The following is a 21,925-nucleotide window of genomic DNA, read 5'->3' on the forward strand; positions in this document are numbered from 1 at the left end:
CGGCAACGCGCGGGGGACGAACACGCAGATCCGACACCGTGTGCGAGATCCGTAGACGCGATCAGTGCATGATCATCCGACTGCTCATCTGATCGCGAAGTCGCCGTAACCGCCGCGCGGGGTCCCCCAGATTTCCGTCACCCCGTCGACCCTGCCGGGCGTGTCGGCGGAGCGCAGCCAGTCGAGCAGCCGGTGGCAATTCTCACGTTGACCTTCGGCCACCACCTGTACCCGCCCGTCGTCGAGGTTGAGCGCGAAGCCGACCAGCCCGCCGATCTCCAGCGCATTGGCCCTGGTGAACCAGCGGAAGCCCACGCGCTGTACACGGCCGCGCACCCAGGCGGTCAGGCGGACATCTTCGTTCATGCCCGAACGCTAACCGGGAGGGCGATCACGGAGGGCACCGCCCCCGGGCACCGGGACGGTACAGTCGCGCAGCAACGAACTCACCCATTTGGGTGCACAAAGGTTGATCTTGGACGTGTAGGAAGGCAGGACCGATGGGTCGCCACCGACTTCCCGCGGCGCCGCGTCGCATCGACAGGCGCCGCACCGCCGCGGGCGCCGGCCTGCTGGGTGGCGCCGTGGCCGTGGTGATGGCCACGGCCGCCGTCACCACCGGTGTGGTGCCGGTGGGCTCCTCTTTCCCCTACCTGGGGGTCACCGCGGCCGGCTCCGCGGCCGACCGCACGGAGGCGAGGCCCGCCGGCACCACCCGGGCCGTCGCCCCTGTCGAGCAGCAGGGCGGCCTCGCCAGCCTGTCCGGCCGCGCCCCCGACAGAGCCACCGCGTCGCCTTCCGGCTCCCCCTCGGCCTCCCCCTCGCCGTCGGCCTCGCCGAGCACATCCGCCACTCCTTCCCCGTCCGCCTCGGCCCCGACGCCGGAGAAGAGCGCCGCCGCTCCGGAGCAGGCCGCCCCCAAGCAGACCGCACCCAAGCAGACCGCACCCAAGCAGGCCGCCCCCAAGCAGGCCGCTCCGCAGCAGCCCGCTCCCCGGCCCGTCGCTCCCGAGCCGGCCGCCCCCAAGCAGAGTGCACCCAAGCAGGCCGCCCCCAAGCCGGCCTCGCCCGAGCCGCCCGCCGCCCCGGCGCCCACGCCCGACGACGGCCACTCCGCCGAGGAGGCCGCAGTGGTGGAGCTGGTCAACCAGGTGAGGGCGCAGGCCGGCTGCGGCCCGGTGCGGGCGAACCCGCCGCTCGCGGCGCTGGCCGGGGCGTTCAGCAAGGACATGGCCGTCCGCGGCTTCTTCGACCACACCGACCCCGACGGCAACACTCCGTGGGACCGGGCCGCGAACGCGGGCATCTCCGGCATCGGCGGCGAGAACATAGCGCGCGGCCAGGGCGACGCCCAGGCCGTGATGAACGCGTGGATGAACAGCCCCGGCCACAAGGCCAACATCGTCAACTGCGAGTTCCGCACCCTCGGCGTCGGCGTGTACGTCGGGGCCGGCGGCCCCTGGTGGACCCAGGACTTCGGCTTCTGAGGCGGCTGCCGGCCTCACGGGGGGGGCGGGCACTTGCCGCACGACAGCGCAACCTGTCCGCAAGCGCTGTGCGCGGTTAGGCTGGCCGCATGGAGACGACAGCACTGCCGTTCGACGCCTTCGCCCGGGCCTGCCCGTCCCGGGAGACCCTGGAGCACGTCACCGGCCGTTGGGGCAGCCTCACGGTGGGCGCCCTGCGCGACGGCTCCTGCCGTTTCAACGAGCTGCGCCGCAAGGTGGACGGCGTCAGCGAGAAGATGCTGTCGCAGACCCTCCAGGCGCTGGAGCGCGACGGCATCGTCCACCGGGAGGCGCAGCCCACCAACCCGCCGCGGGTCGACTACGAGTTGACGCCGCTCGGGATCGAGGTGGCGGACCGGCTGCTGGCCCTCATCCACTTCCTGGAGGGCAGCATGCCGCAGGTGCTGACCGCCCGGGAGTCCTACGACGCCACGCGCGGCGGCCGCTGACAGCGCGGGCAGAAGTAGCTGGACCGGTTCATCCAGGGGCGCCGCCGTATCACCGTGCCGCAGCGCCGGCAGGGCTCGTCCTCGCGTCCGTAGGCGTCCAGCGAGCGGTCGAAGTAGCCCGACTCGCCGTTCACGTTGACGTAGAGGCTGTCGAAGCTGGTGCCGCCCACGGCGAGGGCCGCGTTCATCACGTCCCGGACGTGGCCGAGGAGTTCGGTGCTCCGCGGGCGCGTGAGGGCGGCGGTGGCACGCTCGTAGTGCAGCCGGGACCGCCACAGGGCCTCGTCGGCGTAGATGTTGCCGACCCCGCTGATCAGGGACTGGTCGAGCAGGGCCCGTTTGACGGTGGTCCGCTTGGCCCGCAGCGCGCGGTGGTAGGCGTCCTCGTCGAAGAGGGGGTCCAGCGGGTCCCGGGCGATGTGCGCGATGACGTCGGGCAGCCCGTCGGCCGTGGTGTCGTGGAGCGAGAGCCCGCCGAAGGTGCGCTGGTCGACGAAGCGGAGCTCGGTGCCCGCGTCGTCCTTGAACCGAAGGCGGATGCGCAGGTGCTTCTCGTCGGGGGCGTCCTCGGGCTGCACCAGCAGCTGCCCGCTCATGCCGAGGTGGCCGAGGACGGACAGGTCCCGCCCCTCCAGGGGCAGCCACAGGTACTTCCCGCGCCGCTGCGGCACACCGATGGTCCGGCCGGCCAGCCGTGCCGCGAAGTCGGCCCCGCCTGCCGGGTGCCGGCGCACGGCGCGCGGGTGGAGCACCTCGACGGCGTCGACGGTCCGTCCGGCCACCCAGCGCTCCAGGCCCCGCCGCACCACTTCGACCTCGGGCAGCTCGGGCACGGTGTTCCTCCGGTGGGATACGGCTCTTCAGGGCTCCGCCGCGAGCCTACCGGCCGGCCGCCCGCACCCGGTGCCCTCCCCTCCCCCTCAAACGCAGAACCGCCCGCCCCTGTTTCCGGCAGGGGCGGGCGGGAGGATCCGCGGGGGACCGGAAGGAAGGGTCAGGCCTTCGGCGCCGGACCGGCGGGGGTCGGCGACCCGCCGTCACCGGCCGCGGCCGGTACGCCGTCGGAGGCCGCGGCTTGCGCGGCCTTCCGCTCGTCCGCAGCGGCACGGATGCCGCGCCATGCGGACTCCGCCGCCTGCTGTTCCGCTTCCTTCTTGCTGCGACCGGTGCCGGTGCCGTACGAGACACCACCGACTCGGGCGGCAGCGGTGAAGGTCTTCTCGTGGTCCGGACCGGTCTCGGTGACCAGGTACTCGGGCACGCCAAGGCCTTCGGCGGCCGTCAGTTCCTGGAGGCTGGTCTTCCAGTCCAGGCCGGCCCCGAGGTTCGAGGACTTCTCGATCAGCGGGTCGAAGAGCCGGTGCACCAGCTCCGAGGCCGCGTCGAGGCCCTTGTCGAGGTAGACCGCGCCGATCACCGCTTCGAGGGTGTCGGCGAGGATGGAGGCCTTGTCCCGGCCGCCCGTGCCCTCTTCGCCCCGGCCGAGCCGGATGAAGGAGCCGAGATCGAGGCCGCGACCCACTTCCGCCAGAGCACGCGAGTTGACCACCGCGGCCCGCAGTTTGGCCAGCTGGCCTTCCGGCAGGTCGGGGTGGGTGTTGTACAGCGTGTCCGTGACCACCAGGCCGAGGACGGAGTCCCCGAGGAACTCCAGGCGCTCGTTCGTGGGCAGGCCGCCGTTCTCGTACGCGTACGAGCGGTGGGTCAGTGCACGCACCAGAAGGGCGGACTCGAGTCGATACCCGAGCCGCCCTTCCAGAAGCGTGTGGGACGAGGCCGCGTTCTTACTGTCTGCCTGCTCTTCAGCGTTGGACAGCTCAGACATTGCGCCTCTCACCAGCCGCTCAGACCTCGAGGACCTGGCGCTTGTTGTAGGTGCCGCAGCTCGGGCACGCGATGTGCTGCTGCTTCGGCTCCTGGCAGCGCTCGCACGAAACCAGGGTGGGGACCGCAGCCTTCCACTGCGACCGGCGGTGGCGCGTGTTGCTGCGCGACATCTTCCGCTTCGGAACAGCCACGGCTACTTCTCCTGCTTCTCGGCGGCGCTCTGAACGTCGTCAGATGCAGTGCCGCTCATGTTGTCCTTCTCGCCGTCCTGATCGGTCCCGACGAGTTCCTGCAAAGCCGCCCAACGGATGTCGACGGCGTCGTGATGGTGCTCCGGGTCCTCGTTCAGACTGACCCCGCACTGCGGGCACAGTCCGAGACAGTCCTCCCGGCACACCGGCTGCAGCGGCAGTGCGAGCACCACCGCGTCACGCAGCACGGGTTCGAGGTCGAACAAGCCGTCCTCAAGGTAGAGCGTGTCCTCGTCGTCCTCGGCGTCGTCGGCCGGCTCCGCCTTGGGGCGGCCCCGGTCGTCGGCGTCAGGGTACGAGAACATCTCCTGGAAGTCCGCATCGACCTCGCGATCGACGGGCTCCAGACACCTTACGCACTCCCCCTCGGCCGATGCACGGATGGTGCCTGTGACGAGCACCCCTTCCATGACCGACTCCAGACGGAGTTCCAGCTTCAGCGGAGCGCCTTCCGGCACTCCGATGACACCGGCGACACCGAGGTCCGCCGGAGCCGCGATCTCACGGGACAGCCGCTGCATGGCACCAGGACGCCGACCCAGCTCGTGCGTGTCGAACACGAGGGGGTTGCGGTGGTCGAGGCGGGTGTTCAGGGCCGTTCCTGCTTTCACAGATCGCTGAAGATCAAGAATTCCGCCGCTCAAGGGCAGCATGGATCGCGACGCATACGCGCGACCGAACAGCCAGGATACCCGGCCCTCCGCCCTGAGCCCAATCCGGGTTCAGCGGCCCTGTTCGTACCCGCGCAGCTGCTCCACATTGATCATGCTCGTGTCGAAGAAGCTGGTTTCGTCGAGCGCGCCCTGCTGCGGGCGCCCCGCCCCGTGGTGCCCGTACGCCGCGTACGGGTCCGGCTGCCCCCCGTAGGCCGCCGCGTAGGGGTCCGGCTGGGCCGGCGGCTGCGGGTACCCGTACGGGTCCCCGTAGGGGGGCGCGGCGTAAGCCGCTCCGGTGGAACCGCTGCCCGCACCGGGACAGCCGTCCTGCGGGGCGGGCTGCTGCCCGTAGCCGTACGCGTCGTACGCGTTGTACGCGGGCTCTGCTGCGGTCTGCGCCGGGATGAGGGGGGCGGGGGCCTGGAGGTGCTGCGCCGGCTCGGCCAGCCCCGCCAGGAAGTCCGCGTCGCTCGCCGACCGGGACTGCGGCACGCCGGCGGCGTCCTGGGCGGCGATGTGGGCGCCCAGGTCGTCCGTGGGCACCTGGCCCAGCAGCTTCTGGCGGCCGCGGCCGACGGCCTCCAGGGTCTTGGTGAGCACCGCCTCGAAGGTCGCCAGCTTGGTGTCCACGTACGCGTCCGCCTGCCGGCGCCGGGTCTCCGGGTCGGTGCTGGGCTCGGGGGCGTCCGCGTCCGGGTGGCCGTGCTCGTCCAGCCCGGCCCCGTGGCCCATCAGCTTCTCGCGGCCGCGGTCCACCGAGCCGATGGTCTTGGCGAGCACGACCTCGAAGTTCGCGAGCTTGCTGTCGACGTAGTCGTCGGCCTGCGCGCGGATCTCCGCCGCCTCCCGGTGCGCCTCGGCCAGGATCCGGTCCGCCTCGTCCCGGGAGCGGCGCGCGACCTCGGTGTCGGAGATCAGCGTGCCGCGCTGGACGTGCGCGGACTCGATGATCCGGTCCGCCTCCTGCCGTGCCTCCTCGACCATCTGCTCGCGGCCGCCGATGAGCTCCTGCGCCTGGGCCAGGGAGCCGGGCAGCGCCTGGCGGACCTCGTCGAGCAGGGCGAGCAGCTCGGCGCGGTTGATCACGCAGGAGGCCGACATGGGCATGGAGCGGGCGCCGCCGACGGCTGCGACGATCTCGTCGAGCTTCTTCTGCACGTCCATGGTGGCTCGCACTTCCTCGGCCTCGGGGCGGTCCCGAGACGGACGGGTCGACTGTATGCCCACGGGGGCGGCGCCGGACACGGTCCGGCGCCGCGTCAGCCGGTCAGCGCTCGGCGAGCCGGGCGGTCAGTGCCGCGTGCACGTGCGGGGGCAGCAGGTGGGAGACGTCGCCGCCCCAGGCCGCGACCTCCTTGACCAGGGAGGAGGACAGGAAGCTGTAGGTGGGGATGGTCGGGACGAACAGCGTCTCGACGCCCGACAGGCCCATGTTCATCTGGGCCATCTGGAGTTCGTAGTCGAAGTCGCTGACCGCGCGCAGGCCCTTGACGATGGCCGGGATCTCGCGCTGCTTGCAGAAGTCGACGAGCAGTCCGTGGAAGGACTCGACCTCGACGTTGCCGTAGTGCGCCGTCGCCTCGCGGATCAGCTCGATCCGCTCCTCGACGGTGAACAGGCCCTTCTTCGACTGGTTGATCATCACAGCGACGTGCACGACGTCGTAGAGCCGGGAGGCCCGGCCGATGATGTCGAGGTGTCCGTTGTGGATGGGATCGAAGGACCCCGGACAGACGGCGCGGCGCAACTTGGTCCCCTTGCTCTCCGGAGCGGTCATCATGACTCTTCGCTGGTGAAGGCGGCGCGGCCGTACCAAAGGGTGCCTTCGCCGTACTTGCGGGAGCGGAGCGGCTCGAATCCCTCGGGCCACGGGAACGCGCCGCTCCTCGTGCCGCGCTCCACGGTGACGAGCGCATCGTCCGTGAGCCAGCCGTTGGCGCGGAGTGTGAGCAGGATCTCGCCAAGATCGCTGTGGCTGACGGCGTACGGCGGGTCCAGGAAGGCCACGTCGTACGGCTCCCCGCCGGCGGGGACGGCCACGATCTGCTCCGCCCTGCCGGCCCGGAACTCGGCGCCGGGCAGGGCCAGCGCCTTGATGTTGTCCCGGATCACCTTGCCGGCCCTGGCGTCGGCCTCGACGAGCAGGGCGTGCTCCGCGCCGCGGGAGAGGGCCTCCAGGCCGACCGCGCCGGAGCCGGCGTACAGGTCGAGCACCCGGGCCCCCTCGACGCCGTGCAGCGACTCCCAGGTGGAGAAGAGGCCTTCGCGCATCCGGTCCGAGGTCGGCCGGGTGCCGGTGCCGGGGGGCACGGCCAGCCGTCGCCCGCCGGCGGTGCCGGCGATCACGCGGGTCATCTGGGGTCCTTCACTACGGCGATCACAGCGCCTCCACGATATGCCGTGCCTCCCGGCGGTTGCGCCCGGCCCTCGCCCGGCCTTGCCCGGCCCTTCGTCCGGCCCTCCGCTCAGCCCTTCTCCAGGTACTGCTCCCGCTCCGCGTCCAGCAGGGCCTCCAGGGCGCCCCTGAGGCCCGGGAGCCCCTCCAGTTCCGGGTCGGCGGCGACGACGCGCGTGGCCTCCTCGCGGGCCTGGGCGATGACCTCCTCGTCCTCGATGACCGCGAGCATCCGCAAGGAGGACCGCACGCCCGACTGGGCCTGGCCGAGCACGTCGCCCTCGCGGCGCTGTTCGAGGTCGATCCGGGAGAGCTCGAAGCCGTCCAGGGTTGCGGCGACCGCGGCCAGCCGGGCCCGCGCGGGGCTCGCCTCGTGCATCTCGCTGACCAGCAGGCACAGGCCGGGGGCCGAGCCGCGGCCGACGCGGCCGCGGAGCTGGTGGAGCTGGGAGACGCCGAACCGGTCCGCGTCCATGATCACCATGACGGTGGAGTTCGGGACGTTGACCCCGACCTCGATGACGGTGGTGGCGACCAGCACCTGTACCTCGCCGACGGCGAAGCGCCGCATGACGGCGTCCTTGTCGGCGGGGTCCATCCGGCCGTGCAGCACCTCGACGGACAGCCCGGCCAGGGGTCCGCGGGACAGCTGCTCGGCGATCTCCAGGACGGCCAGCGGCGGGCGCTTCTCGCTCTCGTCCTCGGGGGACGGCTTCTTCTTGCGCTGGTCGTCCTGGTCGACGTCGTCGCCGATGCGGGGGCAGACCACGTACGCCTGGTGGCCGGCCTCGACCTCCTCGCGGACCCGCTCCCAGGCCCGGGCGAGGAAGTGCGGCTTGTCCTTGGCCGGGACGACGTGGGTGGCGATCGGGGAGCGGCCCGCGGGCAGCTGGTCGAGGACGGAGGTCTCCAGGTCCCCGAAGACGGTCATCGCGACGGTGCGCGGGATCGGGGTCGCGGTCATCACCAGCAGGTGCGGCGGCTGCTTGCCCTTCGAACGCAGCGCATCGCGCTGCTCGACGCCGAAGCGGTGCTGCTCGTCGACGACGACCAGGCCCAGGTCGTGGAACTGGACCTTGTCCTCGATGAGGGCGTGGGTGCCGATGACGATGCCCGCCTCGCCCGTGACCAGGTCGAGCAAGGCCTGCCGACGCGCGGCCGCGCCCATGGAGCCGGTGAGGAGGACGACCTTGGTGCCCTGCTCCGACCCGCCGAGCATCCCTCCCTCGGCGAGTTCGCCCATCATCTCGGTGATCGAGCGGTGGTGCTGCTGGGCGAGGACCTCGGTGGGCGCGAGCATCGCGGCCTGCCCGCCGCCGTCCACGACGGCGAGCATGGCCCGCAGCGCGACCAGCGTCTTGCCGGAGCCGACCTCGCCCTGGAGGAGGCGGTGCATGGGGTGTTCGGTGGCGAGGTCGTCGAAGATCTCGCGGGAGACGGCCTGCTGGCCCTCCGTGAGGGTGAAGGGCAGCTTGGCGTCGAAGGCGTCGAGCAGCCCGCCGGGGGCGGGGCGCCGGGGGACGGCCGGGAGCTGGGAGTCGGCGTGCCGGCGGCGGGCCAGGGCGGTCTGGAGGACGAAGGCCTCGTCCCACTTCAGGCGCTGCCTGGCGTCCTCGACGTCGGCCTTCGTGCCCGGCCGGTGGATCTTCAGCAGGGCCTCGTGGAGCGGGACCAGGCCGCGGCCCTCGCGCAGCGCCGGCGGCAGCGGGTCCACGGCCTCGCCCGCGCGCGGCAGGACGGCGTCGACGGCTTTGGCGATCTTCCAGGACTCCAGCTGCTTGCAGGCCGGGTAGATCGGGATGAGCTTGCCGGCGAAGGCCGCGGCGGCGTCGGACTCGCCCGCGTCGGCGCCGAGCGGCTCGTAGGCGGGGTGGGCCAGCTGGAGCTTGCGGTTGAACAGGGAGACCTTGCCGGCGAACATGGCGCGGCGGCCGGGCAGCAGCTCCTTGTGCGGCTTGTGCACGCCCGCGCCGAAGAACACGAGCTGGAGCCGGCCGCTGCCGTCGGTGATGGTCACCTCCAGGCGTTTGCCGCGGCCTCCGTTGAAGGTCAGGACCCGGGCGTCGGCGACCTGGGCGACGACGGTGACGTGCTCGTCGAGCTGGTCGGCGAGCCCGTCCAGCGAGGTCAGCTCGCCGCGCTCGGCGTACCGCCTCGGGTAGTGGTGGAGCAGGTCCAGGGCCGTGTGCAGGCCGAGCTGCTCGGCCAGCACCTTGGCGGTGGCGGGGCCGAGCGTCTTCTTGAGGTCTTCGTCGAGCGCGGGCACGTGTTCATTGCACACCATGGCGCCGACAAGAGGGCTATTCGACCCCGATCAGCAGGGGCGCCGAGTGGTGGCCGCCCCGGTAGACGACGGTGTCCACGGCCAGGTGGCCGTGCTGGACGTAGGCCTCCAGCCGTTCGGCGAGGGCCTGCGGCACCTCGGGTCCCAGGACCAGGGTGACGAGTTCGCCGCCGGAGCCGAGCATCCGCTCCAGGACGGCCTCGGCGGTGTCGGCGAGGCCCGCGCCGATGACGGCGACGTCGCCGTCGATCAGCCCGAGCACGTCCCCGGCCTGGCAGATCCCGGCGGAGGTGAAGGACTGCCGTTCGGCGACGGCGAGTTCCGCGTAGCGGGTGGCCCCGGCGGCCGCGGTCATGGCGACGACGTCCTCGTCGAAGGTGGCCTCAGGGTCGTGCACGGCGAGGGCGGCGAGGCCCTGGACCGCGGACCGGGTGGGGATCACCGCGACCCGGACGCCGTCCGCGCGGGCCCGCTCGGCCGCGGAGGCCGCGGCCGCGCGCTGGTCGGCGCCGCCGGGCAGCAGCACGACCTCGCGGGCGTGGGCGCGCCGGACGGCGTCGGCGAGCTCGCCGGGGTCGGGGGCGTGTCCGGGCGGGGTGAGGACGGTGGTCGCGCCGGCCTCCGCGCACAGGCCGGCCAGGCCCTCGCCGGGGACCACGGCGACGACGGCCCGCTGGGCGCGCTCCCCGCGCGCCGCCCGGCGCCGCTCGTCGCCGAAGTGCGTGATGCGGATCCGGTACGGCCGTCCGGCGACGACGCCGGCCTCCACGGCGGCGCCGGGGTCGTCGACGTGGACGTGCACGTTCCACAGCGCGTCGCCGCCGACCACCACGAGGGAGTCGCCGAGGCCGTCGAGCCGCCTGCGGAGCACCGCAACCGCCTCCTCGGAGGCCTCCAGCAGGTAGACCACCTCGTAGGCGGGCCCGCCGTGCTCCCCGTGGGCCTCGCAGGGCCGCTGCTGCTGCGGTACGGCCACGGGTGCGGACACGGCCTCGCCGCGGACCGCCTCCGCGGCGGGCTCCTGCCCGGACAGCGTCTGCCACAGGGCCCCGAGCACCGCGACCAGCCCGCAGCCCCCGGCGTCGACCACCCCGGCCCGGCCCAGCTCGGCCAGCTGCCCCGGGGTGTCGGCGAGGGCCGTGCGGGCCCCCTCGTACGCGGCCCGGGCGACGTCCGCGACGCTCCCGGCGGCCGTTCCTGCGGCCGCCGCTGCCGTCTCGGCGGCCCGCGCCGCCGCTGCGGCCACGGTGAGCATGGTCCCTTCGACGGGGTGCGCGACGGCCTCGTACGCCTCCTGCGCGGCCCGGGTCAGCGCCTGGGCCAGCAGCCGGTCCGGGCCCCGCCCCGCGGGTTCGTCGCCCAGGACGTCGGCGACCCCGCGCAGCAACTGGGCCAGGATCGTCCCGGAGTTGCCGCGGGCGCCTATGAGCGCGCCGTGCGCCCAGGCCCGTACGGCCTGGCCGAGGGAGGCGGCGGCCCCGACGGCGTCCAGGGCGCGGTCGGCCGACTCGGCGGTGAGGTAGAGGTTGGTGCCGGTGTCCGCGTCCGCGACCGGGTAGACGTTGATCGCGTCGATGTCGTCGCGGGCCCGGTCCAGCGCGGCCAGGGCCAGCGAGCTCCAGGTGCGCACCGCTGCGGCGTCGAACTCGTCGAAGGGCTGCAGCTGCTCCTCGTGCGGCACCGGGCGTTCCTCCTTATGCGGGCCAGGGTTCACCGCAGGGTAACGAAGCGCCTCCGGGGCGCGGGGACCGCGGGGCGGGCCGGGCGGCGGCCATGGTAGTTTTCTTGGACGGGAGCAGTCGTTGTATGCTGCTCCGGTTGCCCGATGAGAGTCGGGTTTTCCCCCGGCAAACCACTTCAGATCTCTGATCCGGTGCGCCGGATTTCACTGTAAGTGCATCTGAAGTCTTTGGAGTGACCTGTGGCTGCCAACTGCGACGTTTGCGGCAAGGGGCCGGGCTTCGGCAACAACATCTCGCACTCGCACCGCCGTACGTCCCGTCGCTGGAACCCGAACATCCAGCGAGTGCGTGCCGTGGTCAGTGGGACGCCGAAGCGCCTCAACGCCTGCACCTCGTGCATCAAGGCCGGCAAGGTCTCGCGCTGACGCGTCCCGTCGTCGTAGCGCAGCCCTTTCCGGTTGCCTGGAAGGCCGGTCCACCTCGTGGACCGGCCTTTTGCCTTTGCCCGCGGGAGTCTTCCCTCCGTGCGGGAAGCCCGCCGCATCGGCCGATGCGGCGGGCTTCCGTCCGTTTCGGGGGTCGGCGGGTGCGTCAGCGGCGCCACTGCCAGGCGTGGTCCACCGGTCCGATGCCGCTGCCGAGCGCGAAGCCGGACGCGATGGCGCCGGTCACGTACTCCTTGGCCTCCGTGACGGCCTGCGGCACGTCCTGCCCCTTGGCCAGTCCGGCCGCGATCGCGGCGGCGAGGGTGCAGCCGGTGCCGTGGGTGTGCCGGTTGTCGTGGCGCGGGGAGCGCAGCCACAGCTGCGTCTCGCCGTCGGACAGCAGGTCGGCGGCCTCGCCGCCGTGGGCGGCCAGGTGCCCGCCCTTGATCAGCGCCCACTCGGGCCCGAGGGCGAGGACGGCGTCGGCGGCCCGCCGCATGTCGTCCTCGCTCTCCACGGCCAGCCCGGTGAGCTGCGCCACCTCGTCCAGGTTGGGCGTCGCCACGGTGGCCCGCGGCAGCAGCTCCCCGCGTACGGCGTCCAGCGCCGAGGGGTCGAGCAGCGCGTCCCCGTGCTTGGAGACCCCGACGGGGTCGACGACCGCCGGGGCGCCGGTGGCGGCAAGGAGCCCGGCCACCGTCTCCACCAGGGCGGCCGAGGAGAGCATCCCGGTCTTCACCGCCCGGACGCCGATGTCGTCGGCGACGGCCCGGTACTGGGCGGTGACGGCCTCGGCGGGCAGCTCCCAGACCCCGCGCACGCCGAGGGAGTTCTGCGCGGTCACGGCGGTCACCACGCTCATCCCGTGCACGCCGAGCGCCAGCATGGTCTTGAGGTCGGCCTGGATCCCGGCGCCGCCGCCGGAGTCCGATCCGGCAACGGTCAGGCACAGCGGCGGCGCGTCGCTCATCGTGAGACCTCCTCGTCGGAGGGGTCGGAGCCGAAGTGGTCCCAGCCGCCGGTGGTGGTCCAGGGGGCCCCGTCCACGGTCACCTGGGGCAGCGCGGACCGGTTCAGCACCTCCCCGATGACCTTCCAGCGGGCGGGCAGCTTCACGTCGCGCGGGAAGGTCGCCACGATGGCGTGGTCCTCTCCCCCCGTGAGCACCCACTGCAGGGGGTCGACGCCGACCGCCTGCCCGATGTCGTGCATCTGCGTCGGGATGTCGACGGCCGCCGAGCGCAGGTCGATCCGCACCTTGCTGGCCTCCGCGATGTGCCCGAGGTCGGCGATCAGGCCGTCGCTCACGTCGGTCATGGCGGTGGCGCCGAGTCCGGCCGCCGCCGGGCCCGCGTGGTACGGGGGCTCGGGCCGCCGGTGTGCCTCGACGAAGGCCCGCGGTGACCGGAAGCCGCGCTTGAGGACCGCGTAGCCGGCCGCGGACCAGCCGAGCCAGCCGGTGACGGCGACGACGTCGCCGGGCTGGGCGCCGGAGCGCAGCACGGGCTCGTGGTTGCGCAGGTCGCCCAGGGCGGTGATGGCGACGGTGATGGTGTCGCCGCGGACGACGTCCCCGCCGACCACGGCCGCTCCGGCGACCTGGCACTCGTCGCGCAGGCCGTCCATGAGCTCGGTGGGCCAGGTGACCGGCAGCTCGGCCGGGACGACCAGGCCGAGCAGCAGTGCGGTCGGCACCGCGCCCATGGCAGCGATGTCGGCGAGGTTCTGCGCGGCGGCCTTGCGTCCGACGTCGTAGGCCGTGGACCAGTCGCGCCGGAAGTGCCGGCCCTCCAGCAGGATGTCCGTGCTCGCCACGACCCTGCGGTCGGGGGCGGACACCACTGCGGCGTCGTCGCCCGGCCCGAGCCGGACCGCCGGGGTGGTGGTGAGCCGTGAGGTGAGCTCCCGAATGAGCCCGAACTCCCCCAGCTCGCCCACAGTGCCCTTCATCGCTGTGCCCCTTCTTGCCCAGTCCGCTTGCGGTCGCGCCCCGTCACAGCTCTGGGTACCGTCAACTGATACGTCAACTTCTGCTCTTCGTACGCCCCGCTGTGCGTGGCGCTGATCACCCGGGTCTCCCCGCGGTGCACGGCGACGCGGTACCGTGGCGTCCCTTCTTCCCCGGGCCCGCCCGCTGTCCACGGGCCCATCCTGAGGTTAGGGGAATCGATCCTCGTGGCCGCTGTGGAGGTTCCGTGGTACAGGCGTACATCCTCATCCAGACCGAGGTGGGCAAGGCGTCGTTCGTCGCCGAGTCCATCAGCCAGATCCCGGGGGTGATCCAGGCAGAGGACGTGACGGGCCCGTACGACGTGATCGTGCGCGCCCAGGCGGACACCGTGGACGATCTCGGACGCATGGTGGTCGCCCGCGTCCAGCAGGTGGAGGGCATCACCCGCACCCTGACCTGCCCGGTGGTCCATCTGTAGCCCCCGTCTACTCTTGGCCGGTGATGTCAATCCACCACCGGCCGCTCCGTGTCCGTGTGCCCGCCCTGTCCGCCCTGGTCGCGGCAGCCGCCCTCGCGGGCTGCTCCCCGGGCGGCGGTGCGGCCCGGGTGGACCCTCCGCCCACACCGCCTGCCGACGTCGCGGGGTTCTGCGCGGCGCTGCACAGGGAACTCCCGGAGACGGTGGCCGGTCTGGAACGGACTCCGACCGAGCCGGAGTCCGATCTGACCGCCGCGTGGGGCGGCTCGGCGATCGTACTGCGGTGCGGTATCCCCAAGCCCGCCAAGATGGCCGATCCCGCGCAGGAAGGCGTCCACGTGAACGACGTCGCCTGGCTGCTGGAGAAGCTCGACGACGGCTCCTTCCGGTTCACGACCGGGATGCGGCTGGCGTACGCGGAGGTCCGGGTCGACAAGGAGCACGCCTCGGACGCGGGGATGCTGGTCGGGCTGTCCGCCGCGGTGTCCAAGACCGTTCCGGAGGGGATCTCCTCGTACTGACCCACCGGCCCGTACCGACACACCGACCGCCCGCCGGGATTCCCCCGGCGGGCGGTTTCGCGTGTGCGGGCCGGCGGGCCGGCCGCGCCGCGGGCCGCGGCTAGCGCAGCCCGGTGGAGCGGCGCAGCGCCGCCTGGATCAGGCGGTCCACCAGCTCCGCGTAGGAGACGCCCGTCTCCTGCCACATCCGCGGGTACATGGAGATCGGCGTGAAGCCGGGCATGGTGTTGATCTCGTTGATGACGAAGGTGCCGTCCTCGGTGAGGAAGAAGTCGGCGCGCACCAGGCCCTCGCAGGACGCGGCCTCGAAGGCCTCGACCGCGAGCCGCTGCACCTCGGCGGTCTGCTCCGGGGTCAGCGGGGCGGGCACGATGCCCGCCGCGGAGTCGATGTACTTGGCCTCGAAGTCGTAGAAGTCGTGGCTGGAGACCGGCGGGATCTCGGCGGGCGCGCTCGCGCGCGGCCCGTCCTCGAACTCCAGCACCCCGCACTCGATCTCGCGGCCGCGCAGCAGCGCCTCCACGATGATCTTCGGGTCGTGGAGGCGGGCCTCGCGGATCGCGGCGTCCAGCCCGGAGACGTCGTCGACCTTGGTGATGCCGATGGAGGACCCGGCCCGGGCGGGCTTGACGAACAGCGGCCAGCCGTGTTCGCCGGCGAAGTCCAGGATCCGGGCCTTGGCGGCGTCCCGGTCGGCGTCCCACTCGCGGGGGCGGATGGTCAGGTACGGGCCGACGGCGAGGCCGAAGGAGGTGAAGACGCGCTTCATGTACTCCTTGTCCTGGCCGACGGCCGAGGCCAGGACGCCCGAGCCGACGTACGGGACGCCGGAGAGCTCCAGCAGGCCCTGCAGGGTGCCGTCCTCGCCGTACGGGCCGTGCAGCATCGGGAAGACGACGTCGACCTCGCCCAGGGCCTTGGGGACGGCGCCCGGCTCGGTGTAGACGACCTCGCGGCTGGCCGGGTCGACGGAGAGCACGACGCCGCCCTCGTCGGAGTCGGCGAGCTCCGCGACGCTCGGGAGCTTGCGGTCGGCGATCGCCATCCGCTCGGGCTCGTCGGCGGTCAGCGCCCACCGCCCGTCCGTGGTGATGCCGATGGGCAGCACCTCGTACTTGGAGCGGTCGATGGCACGCAGCACGGCGCCCGCCGTGACGACCGAGATGGCGTGTTCCGAGCTGCGGCCGCCGAACACGACGGCCACGCGGGGCTTGCGGCCCTGCTGCTCAGGGGTCTGGGGGAGGTTCTCGCTGCTCATATCGCCACGAGGGTACCCGCTCATACGTCCGGAATGGAGTCAGCGCCGTTCCGGTTTGGCGCTGCGTGCCATGAGGTCCTTCAGTGCGACCAGCGGCGGCTTGCCGTGGTGGACGATCTCGACGACCGTGTCGGTGATCGGCATGTCGACCCCGTGGCGGCGGGCCAGATCGGCCACCGACTGGCAGGACTTGACGCCCTCGGCGGTCTGCTTGGTGACCGCGATGGTCTCCTCCAGGGTCATCCCGCGGCCGAGGTTGGTGCCGAAGGTGTGGTTCCGGGAGAGCGGCGAGGAGCAGGTGGCGACCAGGTCGCCGAGGCCCGCGAGGCCGGAGAAGGTCAGCGGGTCGGCGCCCATGGCCACGCCCAGCCGGGTGGCCTCGGCGAGCCCGCGGGTGATGAGGGAGCCCTTGGTGTTGTCGCCGAGGCCCATGCCGTCCGCGATGCCCACGGCGAGGCCGATGACGTTCTTCACGGCGCCGCCGAGCTCGCAGCCGACGACGTCGGTGCTGGTGTACGGGCGGAAGTACGGGGTGTGGCAGGCAGCCTGGAGGCGCTGGGCGACGGCCCCGTCGGAGCAGGCGACGACCGCGGCGGCAGGCTGCCGGGCGACGATCTCGCGGGCCAGGTTGGGGCCGGTGACGACGGCGACCCGCTCGGCGGGCACCTTGGCGACCTCCTCGATGACCTCGCTCATCCGCTTGGCCGTGCCGAGTTCGATGCCCTTCATCAGCGAGACGAGGACGGTGTCGGGCTCCAGCAGCGGAGCCCACTCGGCGAGGTTGCCGCGCAGGGTCTGGGAGGGGATGGACAGGACGGTGAAGTCGGCGCCCCGTGCGGCCTCGGCCGGGTCGGTGGTGGCGCGCAGGTTCGCCGGGAGCTCGACGCCGGGGAAGTAGTCCGGGTTGGTACGGCCGGTGTTGATGGCGTCGGCGACCTCCGGGCGCCGGGCCCACAGGGTGACCTCGCAGCCGGCGTCGGCGAGCACCATGCCGAAGGCGGTGCCCCAGGAGCCCGCCGAGAAGACGGCTGCCTTGACGGGACGCGTCACTTGGTGCCCTCCCCCGCGGCCTTGCGCCGCTGTTCCGCCCTGGCCAGGCGGTGGTCGTACGGCCGGTCGGGCGCCTGCTCGCCGCGCAGCTCCTCCAGGAGGGCGGTGATGGCCGCCATGATGGCCTCGGTGGCCTCCTTGAGGACCTCCGGGGTGGGTTCCCGGTCGTAGTACGCGGTGAGGTCCACGGGCGGCCCGGCGAGCACCTGGAGGGTCTTGCGCGGGAACAGCCGGACCTTGTTCTCCTTGGCGTACGGCGGCATGGCCAGGTTGGCGCCCCACTGGGCCACCGGGATGACCGGCACCTTGGTCATCAGCGCGACGCGGGCGGCGCCGGTCTTGCCGGCCATCGGCCACACGTCGGGGTCTCGGGTGAGGGTGCCCTCCGGGTAGAAGGCGACGCACTCGCCGCGCTCGATGGCGTCCACTGCGGCCCGGAACGCGTCCAGGGCGTTGGTGGTCTCGCGGTAGACGGGGATCTGGCCGGAGCCGTGCAGGATGGCGCCGACGAACGGCACCTTGAACAGGGCGGCCTTCGCGAGGAAGCGGGGCACGCGGCCGGTGTTGTACTGGTAGTGCGCGTAGGAGAGCGGGTCCAGGTACGAGTTGTGGTTGACGGCGGTGATGAATCCGCCGTCGGCCGGAATGTGCTCCGTTCCCCGCCAGTCCCGCTTGAAAAGCACCACGAGCGGCGGTTTTGCGATGACCGCCGCCAGGCGGTACCAGAAGCCGATTCTGCGGCGGGACACTCGGACACCTTCCTCTGGGCTCGGGGACCGGTGCGGCTTGGGCACCTCGTCGGCCGCAAGTGTGGCCTTGGGACCGGTCCCTGTCGAGAACACCGTACGCCCCGCTCGGCCCGCCGGGGCCCCGGGCCGGGCGCAGGGGGCGACAATGGACCGATGCATGACCGGCTCATGACCCGGCCATGGCACGCGGGGGGTGCCGCCGGGCACCGGAGGGAAGGGGTCCGCCACGAACGCCGTCTGGAGCCTGGTGATCCCGCTGAAGCCCTTGGCCGTGGCCAAGAGCCGCCTCGCGGCCGCCGTGGGCGCCTCGCGGCCGGGGCTGGCGCTGGCGTTCGCACAGGACACCGTGGCGGGGGCGCTGGCCTGCCCGGCGGTGGCGGATGTGGTGGTCGTCACGGACGACCCGGCGGCGGGGGCGGAACTGGCCCGGCTGGGCGCGCGGATCGTGGCGGACGCGCCGGCCGCGGGCCTCAACGCGGCTCTCGCCCACGGGGCGCAGGAGATACGCGCGGCCCGGCCCCGGGCGGCGGTCGCCGCGATGAACGCGGATCTCCCCGCACTGCGTCCGCCGGAATTGCTACGCGTGCTCGATGCGGCATCCGCATTTCCCCGGGCATTTCTCGCGGACGCCGCGGGAATCGGTACGACCTTGCTTTCCGCGGCACCGGAGTCGGAATTGGCACCCTCGTTCGGGGGGCCGTCGCGGGCCCGGCATTCCGCGTCGGGGGCGGCGGAAATCGCCCTCTCGGGAGTGGACAGCGTGCGCCGGGACGTGGACACGGGGGCGGACCTGCGCAGGGCGCTCTCCCTGGGCGTGGGCCCACACACGGCCCGATACAGTGCCGGTATGCAGGCGACCGCGTACACGTACGACCCCCAGACCCGCAGCGGCAGCGTGCTGCTGGACGACGGCACGCCGGTGCCGTTCGACGCCCCGGCGTTCGACGCGGGCGGGCTGCGGCTGCTGCGCCCGGGCCAGCGGGTCCGGATCGAGACCTCGGGTGCGGGCGCGAGCCTGCGGATCACCCTGGTGACCCTGCAGACGTTCTGACGAAGAAAACTTCTGACCTGCGATGACGCACCGCGGGCCGGCTCCCCTGGGGAAGCCGGCCCGGCGTGTGAGACGTGTGCCCTACTTCTTGCGGGCGGTGGTCTTCTTCGCGGCGGTGGTGGTCTTCTTCGCAGCGGTCGAGCGCGCCGTGGCCTTCTTGGCCGGCGCCTTCTTCGCGACGGCCTTGGTGGCGGGCGCGGTCTTCTTCGCGGCGGTCGCCTTCTTGGCGGCCGTCGTCTTCTTCGCCGCGCCGGTGGTCTTGGCCGCGGTCGTCTTCTTGGCCGCGGTGGTCTTCTTCGCCGCAGCAGTCGTCTTCTTGGCCGCCGTGGCCTTCTTCGCCGCGGCCGCCGTCGTCTTCTTCACGGCCGCCTTCTTGGCGCCGGCGGTCTTCTTGGCCGCGGCCTTCTTGACCGTGGCGGAAACTCCGCCGGTCAGGCTGCCCTTGGGTGCCTTCTTCACGGCCACCTCGTCGCCCTTGGGGAGCTTCTTGGTGCCGCTGACCAGGTCCTTGAAGCCCTGGCCCGCGCGGAAGCGGGGAACCGAGGTCTTCTTGACCCGGACGCGCTCACCCGTCTGCGGGTTGCGGGCGTAGCGGGCCGGCCGGTCCACCTTCTCGAACGAGCCGAAGCCCGTGACCGAGACCCGATCGCCTGCGACGACCGCGCGGACCATGGCGTCCAGTACCGCGTCGACAGCGTCGGCGGCCTGCTGGCGGCCACCCAGCTTGTCGGCAATCGCTTCTACGAGCTGCGCCTTGTTCACGTCTTCCCCTTCGGAGACATCGCCAGAACGAATGTGTTCAAGCTTATTTCGCACGTTAGGCGGATATATACCGCAAATCAAACACGAAACGGGCTAATCACCCTAGTGCCGCAACGGAAGTGCCCGTTGCGGAGTTCCTTCGCATCAGTCGCCTTCAGGGAATCGACCCTCGTCGAGGTCCTTCATCAACCTGTCCAGGCGCCTTGCCGCATCGGCGACATCATGTTTCGCCGCAGCCGTGACGACCAACAGCTTCCGGGACAGCGCCATCCTTACGCCCTCCGGGACTTGCAGTGTGCGCACCCGTGTGTGCGCTTCCTTCAACCGGTCCGCGACGAGTTGGTAGAGCTCCAGTTGACCGTCGCGTTCCATGCACAGATTGTGCCATCTGGGGCGAGTTGTCGCCCCACGGGGCCTCAACACACGGCTGTGCCCCCCGCCGCGGGGCGGGGGGCACAGTGTTGTCCGCGTGATCTTCAGAAGGCGAATAACCCCTGATCAGGCTGTAATCAAGCGCGAATCGTGCGTGGCTTGAAGCCGGGCCGGGCGCTTTCGTACGCGGCGATGTCGGCTTCGTTCTGAAGGGTGAGCGAGATGTCGTCCAGGCCCTCCAGCAGACGCCACCGGGCGTTGTCGTCGAGTTCGAACTCCGCCTCGATTCCCGCCGCGCGGACCTGGCGTGCGACCAGGTCGACGGTCACCTCGGCTGCCGGGTCGGCCTCGGTCAGCTCCCACAGCCGGTCGACGGTCTCCTGCGGGAGGACGACCGTCAGCAGCCCGTTCTTCAGCGAGTTGCCGCGGAAGATGTCGGCGAAGCGGGAGGAGATGACCGTCTTGAAGCCGAAGTTCTGCAGGGCCCAGACGGCGTGCTCGCGGGAGGATCCGGTACCGAAGTCGGGGCCGGCGATCAGCACGGTGGCGCCCGCGCGCTCGGGGCGGTTGGTGATGAACTCGGGGTCCTTGCGCCAGGCCTCGAAGAGCCCGTCCTCGAACCCGTCACGGGTGATCTTCTTCAGCCAGTGGGCCGGGATGATCTGGTCGGTGTCGACGTTGCTGCGCCGCAGCGGCACGGCCCGGCCGGTGTGGGTGGTGAAGGCTTCCATGGTTCAGACTCCGGCGGTGGCGTGGGCGTCGGACAGGTCGGCGGGCGAGGCCAGGTGGCCCAGCACCGCGGTGGCGGCGGCCACCTGCGGGGAGACCAGGTGCGTACGGCCGCCCTTGCCCTGACGGCCCTCGAAGTTGCGGTTGGAGGTGGACGCGGAGCGCTCACCGGGGGCCAGTTGGTCGGGGTTCATGCCCAGGCACATGGAGCATCCGGCGTGCCGCCACTCGGCGCCGGCCTCCTTGAAGACCTGGTCCAGGCCTTCCTCGACCGCCTGGAGGGCGACGCGGACCGAGCCGGGGACGACCAGCATCCGTACGCCGTCGGCGACTTTGCGGCCCTTGACGACGTCGGCGACGGCGCGCAGGTCCTCGATCCGGCCGTTGGTGCAGGAGCCTACGAAGACGGTGTCCACCCTGATGTCGCGCAGCGGCTGCCCGGCGGTCAACCCCATGTACTCCAGGGCCTTTTCGGCGGCCAGGCGCTCCGAGGCGTCCTCGTACGAAGCCGGGTCGGGGACGCTGGCCGACAGCGGGGCGCCCTGGCCCGGGTTGGTGCCCCAGGTGACGAACGGCGACAGGGATGCGCCGTCGATGACGACCTCGGCGTCGAAGACCGCGTCCTCGTCGGTGCGCAGGGTCTTCCAGTAGGCGACCGCCGCGTCCCAGTCCTCGCCCGTCGGGGCGTGGTCGCGGCCCCGGAGGTAGTCGAAGGTGGTCTGGTCGGGGGCGATCATGCCCGCGCGGGCGCCGGCCTCGATCGACATGTTGCACACGGTCATGCGGGCTTCCATCGACAGCTTCTCGACGGCCTCGCCGCGGTATTCGATGACGTAGCCCTGGCCGCCGCCGGTGCCGATCCTGGCGATGATCGCCAGGATCAGGTCCTTGGCGGTGACGCCCTCGGCCAGCTCGCCGGTGACGGTGATCGCCATCGTCTTGGGGCGGGCCAGCGGCAGGGTCTGGGTGGCCAGGACGTGCTCGACCTGGCTGGTGCCGATGCCGAAGGCCAGCGCACCGAACGCGCCGTGCGTGGACGTGTGCGAGTCGCCGCAGACCACGGTGGTGCCGGGCTGGGTCAGGCCGAGCTGCGGTCCCACGACGTGGACGACGCCCTGCTCGACGTCGCCGAGCGGGTGCAGGCGTACGCCGAACTCGGCGCAGTTCTTGCGCAGCGTCTCCAGCTGGGCCCGGGAGACCGGGTCCGCGATCGGCTTGTCGATGTCGAGGGTGGGGGTGTTGTGGTCCTCGGTCGCGATGGTGAGGTCGAGACGGCGGACCTTGCGGCCGGCCTGCCGCAGGCCGTCGAAGGCCTGGGGGCTGGTCACCTCGTGCAGCAGGTGCAGATCGATGAAGAGGAGGTCGGGCTCGCCCTCGGCGCGCCGGACGACGTGGTCGTCCCAGACCTTCTCCGCGAGTGTCCTACCCATCGCTTTCCCTCCGGCCGGCCGGTGTGGCCGGCGCTTCATAGAGATGTGGTGCGCCGATCGCCGGTACCCCACGTGCCGGACGACGGCCTCGGACCCA

24 protein-coding genes and 1 pseudogene are annotated in these 21,925 nt (G+C 72.2%); 6 read left to right on the forward strand and 19 right to left on the reverse strand.

The window, feature by feature from the left end; all coding sequences use genetic code 11:
* Positions 1-84: 84 nt before the first annotated feature.
* Positions 85-366, reverse strand: coding sequence for an acylphosphatase (locus HYE82_RS04275; protein WP_179172566.1), 282 nt, complete (start codon positions 364-366; stop codon positions 85-87).
* A gap of 134 nt (positions 367-500) precedes the next feature.
* Between HYE82_RS04275 and HYE82_RS04280 the strand changes: the two genes are divergently transcribed.
* Positions 501-1,487, forward strand: a complete 987-nt coding sequence (locus HYE82_RS04280) for a CAP domain-containing protein (protein ID WP_179172567.1) — start codon at positions 501-503, stop codon at positions 1,485-1,487.
* An 89-nt stretch (positions 1,488-1,576) separates the two neighbouring features.
* On the forward strand, positions 1,577-1,957 hold the full coding sequence (locus HYE82_RS04285) for a helix-turn-helix domain-containing protein (RefSeq protein WP_179172568.1): 381 nt from the start codon (positions 1,577-1,579) through the stop codon (positions 1,955-1,957).
* Here HYE82_RS04285 and mutM read toward each other — a convergent pair.
* The 9 genes from mutM to HYE82_RS04330 all read right to left on the reverse strand — a co-directional run bounded on the left by mutM (position 1,930) and on the right by HYE82_RS04330 (position 11,051).
* Positions 1,930-2,790 (reverse strand): bifunctional DNA-formamidopyrimidine glycosylase/DNA-(apurinic or apyrimidinic site) lyase, encoded by an 861-nt coding sequence (mutM, locus tag HYE82_RS04290; protein WP_179172569.1) that lies wholly within the window; start codon positions 2,788-2,790, stop codon positions 1,930-1,932. The genes HYE82_RS04285 and mutM overlap by 28 nt on opposite strands.
* 161 nt (positions 2,791-2,951) lie before the next feature.
* Positions 2,952-3,782 (reverse strand): ribonuclease III, encoded by an 831-nt coding sequence (rnc, locus tag HYE82_RS04295; RefSeq protein WP_179172570.1) that lies wholly within the window; start codon positions 3,780-3,782, stop codon positions 2,952-2,954.
* A gap of 19 nt (positions 3,783-3,801) precedes the next feature.
* Positions 3,802-3,975, reverse strand: coding sequence for a 50S ribosomal protein L32 (gene rpmF / locus HYE82_RS04300; protein WP_026165248.1), 174 nt, complete (start codon positions 3,973-3,975; stop codon positions 3,802-3,804).
* Between the two features lie 2 nt (positions 3,976-3,977).
* Positions 3,978-4,688 carry a DUF177 domain-containing protein gene (locus HYE82_RS04305; RefSeq protein ID WP_179172571.1) on the reverse strand — a complete coding sequence of 237 codons (711 nt, stop codon included), beginning with the start codon at positions 4,686-4,688 and terminating at the stop codon, positions 3,978-3,980.
* Positions 4,689-4,757: 69 nt separating this feature from the next.
* A complete protein-coding gene (locus HYE82_RS04310; protein ID WP_179172572.1) occupies positions 4,758-5,855 on the reverse strand; it encodes a cell division initiation protein in 1,098 nt (365 codons plus the stop codon).
* A gap of 103 nt (positions 5,856-5,958) precedes the next feature.
* Complete coding sequence (gene coaD, locus HYE82_RS04315) at positions 5,959-6,438, reverse strand: pantetheine-phosphate adenylyltransferase (protein ID WP_179172598.1); 480 nt, start codon at positions 6,436-6,438, stop codon at positions 5,959-5,961.
* Between the two features lie 29 nt (positions 6,439-6,467).
* Complete coding sequence (gene rsmD, locus HYE82_RS04320) at positions 6,468-7,046, reverse strand: 16S rRNA (guanine(966)-N(2))-methyltransferase RsmD (RefSeq protein WP_179172573.1); 579 nt, start codon at positions 7,044-7,046, stop codon at positions 6,468-6,470.
* Between the two features lie 110 nt (positions 7,047-7,156).
* A complete protein-coding gene (gene recG / locus HYE82_RS04325) occupies positions 7,157-9,370 on the reverse strand; it encodes an ATP-dependent DNA helicase RecG (protein WP_179172574.1) in 2,214 nt (737 codons plus the stop codon).
* Between the two features lie 16 nt (positions 9,371-9,386).
* On the reverse strand, positions 9,387-11,051 hold the full coding sequence (locus HYE82_RS04330) for a DAK2 domain-containing protein (protein ID WP_309144191.1): 1,665 nt from the start codon (positions 11,049-11,051) through the stop codon (positions 9,387-9,389).
* A gap of 240 nt (positions 11,052-11,291) precedes the next feature.
* On the opposite strand from HYE82_RS04330, the gene rpmB reads away from it, so the two are divergent.
* Complete coding sequence (rpmB, locus tag HYE82_RS04335; protein ID WP_064070327.1) at positions 11,292-11,477, forward strand: 50S ribosomal protein L28; 186 nt, start codon at positions 11,292-11,294, stop codon at positions 11,475-11,477.
* Between the two features lie 166 nt (positions 11,478-11,643).
* Here the strand turns inward: rpmB and thiD are convergent, their stop codons facing one another.
* Both thiD and HYE82_RS04345 read right to left on the reverse strand, forming a co-directional pair.
* The gene (thiD, locus tag HYE82_RS04340; RefSeq protein WP_179172575.1) at positions 11,644-12,447 is read right to left on the reverse strand and encodes a bifunctional hydroxymethylpyrimidine kinase/phosphomethylpyrimidine kinase; all 804 of its coding nucleotides are present in this window, start codon (positions 12,445-12,447) and stop codon (positions 11,644-11,646) included.
* Positions 12,444-13,427 carry a thiamine-phosphate kinase gene (locus tag HYE82_RS04345; RefSeq protein ID WP_179172576.1) on the reverse strand — a complete coding sequence of 328 codons (984 nt, stop codon included), beginning with the start codon at positions 13,425-13,427 and terminating at the stop codon, positions 12,444-12,446. Before HYE82_RS04345 ends, thiD begins: the two co-directional genes overlap by 4 nt.
* 245 nt (positions 13,428-13,672) lie before the next feature.
* On the opposite strand from HYE82_RS04345, the gene HYE82_RS37655 reads away from it, so the two are divergent.
* Both HYE82_RS37655 and HYE82_RS04355 read left to right on the forward strand, forming a co-directional pair.
* The gene (locus tag HYE82_RS37655) at positions 13,673-13,906 is read left to right on the forward strand and encodes an Lrp/AsnC family transcriptional regulator (RefSeq protein ID WP_179172577.1); all 234 of its coding nucleotides are present in this window, start codon (positions 13,673-13,675) and stop codon (positions 13,904-13,906) included.
* 23 nt (positions 13,907-13,929) lie between these two features.
* The gene (locus HYE82_RS04355) at positions 13,930-14,427 is read left to right on the forward strand and encodes a DUF3515 family protein (RefSeq protein ID WP_179172600.1); all 498 of its coding nucleotides are present in this window, start codon (positions 13,930-13,932) and stop codon (positions 14,425-14,427) included.
* A 100-nt stretch (positions 14,428-14,527) separates the two neighbouring features.
* On the opposite strand, the gene HYE82_RS04360 is transcribed toward HYE82_RS04355, so the two are convergent.
* From HYE82_RS04360 to HYE82_RS04370, 3 genes are read right to left on the reverse strand one after another with little or no spacing between them, the layout of a single operon-like run.
* Complete coding sequence (locus HYE82_RS04360; RefSeq protein ID WP_179172578.1) at positions 14,528-15,685, reverse strand: D-alanine--D-alanine ligase family protein; 1,158 nt, start codon at positions 15,683-15,685, stop codon at positions 14,528-14,530.
* Between the two features lie 39 nt (positions 15,686-15,724).
* Positions 15,725-16,735, reverse strand: coding sequence for an NAD(P)H-dependent glycerol-3-phosphate dehydrogenase (locus HYE82_RS04365; protein ID WP_179172579.1), 1,011 nt, complete (start codon positions 16,733-16,735; stop codon positions 15,725-15,727).
* The gene (locus tag HYE82_RS04370; RefSeq protein WP_179172580.1) at positions 16,732-17,484 is read right to left on the reverse strand and encodes a 1-acyl-sn-glycerol-3-phosphate acyltransferase; all 753 of its coding nucleotides are present in this window, start codon (positions 17,482-17,484) and stop codon (positions 16,732-16,734) included. The genes HYE82_RS04365 and HYE82_RS04370 overlap by 4 nt, the downstream gene beginning before the upstream one ends.
* A gap of 193 nt (positions 17,485-17,677) precedes the next feature.
* Here HYE82_RS04370 and cofC point away from each other — a divergent pair.
* Positions 17,678-18,331 (forward strand): annotated as a pseudogene (gene cofC / locus HYE82_RS04375) (2-phospho-L-lactate guanylyltransferase); the annotation flags it as partial.
* A gap of 285 nt (positions 18,332-18,616) precedes the next feature.
* Here cofC and HYE82_RS04380 read toward each other — a convergent pair.
* The 4 genes from HYE82_RS04380 to leuC form a co-directional block, all read right to left on the reverse strand.
* Positions 18,617-19,297, reverse strand: coding sequence for an HU family DNA-binding protein (locus HYE82_RS04380; protein ID WP_179172582.1), 681 nt, complete (start codon positions 19,295-19,297; stop codon positions 18,617-18,619).
* Positions 19,298-19,441: 144 nt separating this feature from the next.
* A complete protein-coding gene (locus HYE82_RS04385) occupies positions 19,442-19,669 on the reverse strand; it encodes a hypothetical protein (protein ID WP_179172583.1) in 228 nt (75 codons plus the stop codon).
* Positions 19,670-19,806: 137 nt separating this feature from the next.
* Positions 19,807-20,400 (reverse strand): 3-isopropylmalate dehydratase small subunit, encoded by a 594-nt coding sequence (gene leuD / locus HYE82_RS04390; protein WP_179172584.1) that lies wholly within the window; start codon positions 20,398-20,400, stop codon positions 19,807-19,809.
* A gap of 3 nt (positions 20,401-20,403) precedes the next feature.
* On the reverse strand, positions 20,404-21,828 hold the full coding sequence (leuC, locus tag HYE82_RS04395) for a 3-isopropylmalate dehydratase large subunit (protein WP_179172585.1): 1,425 nt from the start codon (positions 21,826-21,828) through the stop codon (positions 20,404-20,406).
* Between the last annotated feature and the right edge of the window lie 97 nt (positions 21,829-21,925).

The sequence above is a fragment of the Streptomyces sp. BR123 genome, from assembly GCF_013401435.1.
GTDB lineage: Bacteria > Actinomycetota > Actinomycetes > Streptomycetales > Streptomycetaceae > Streptomyces.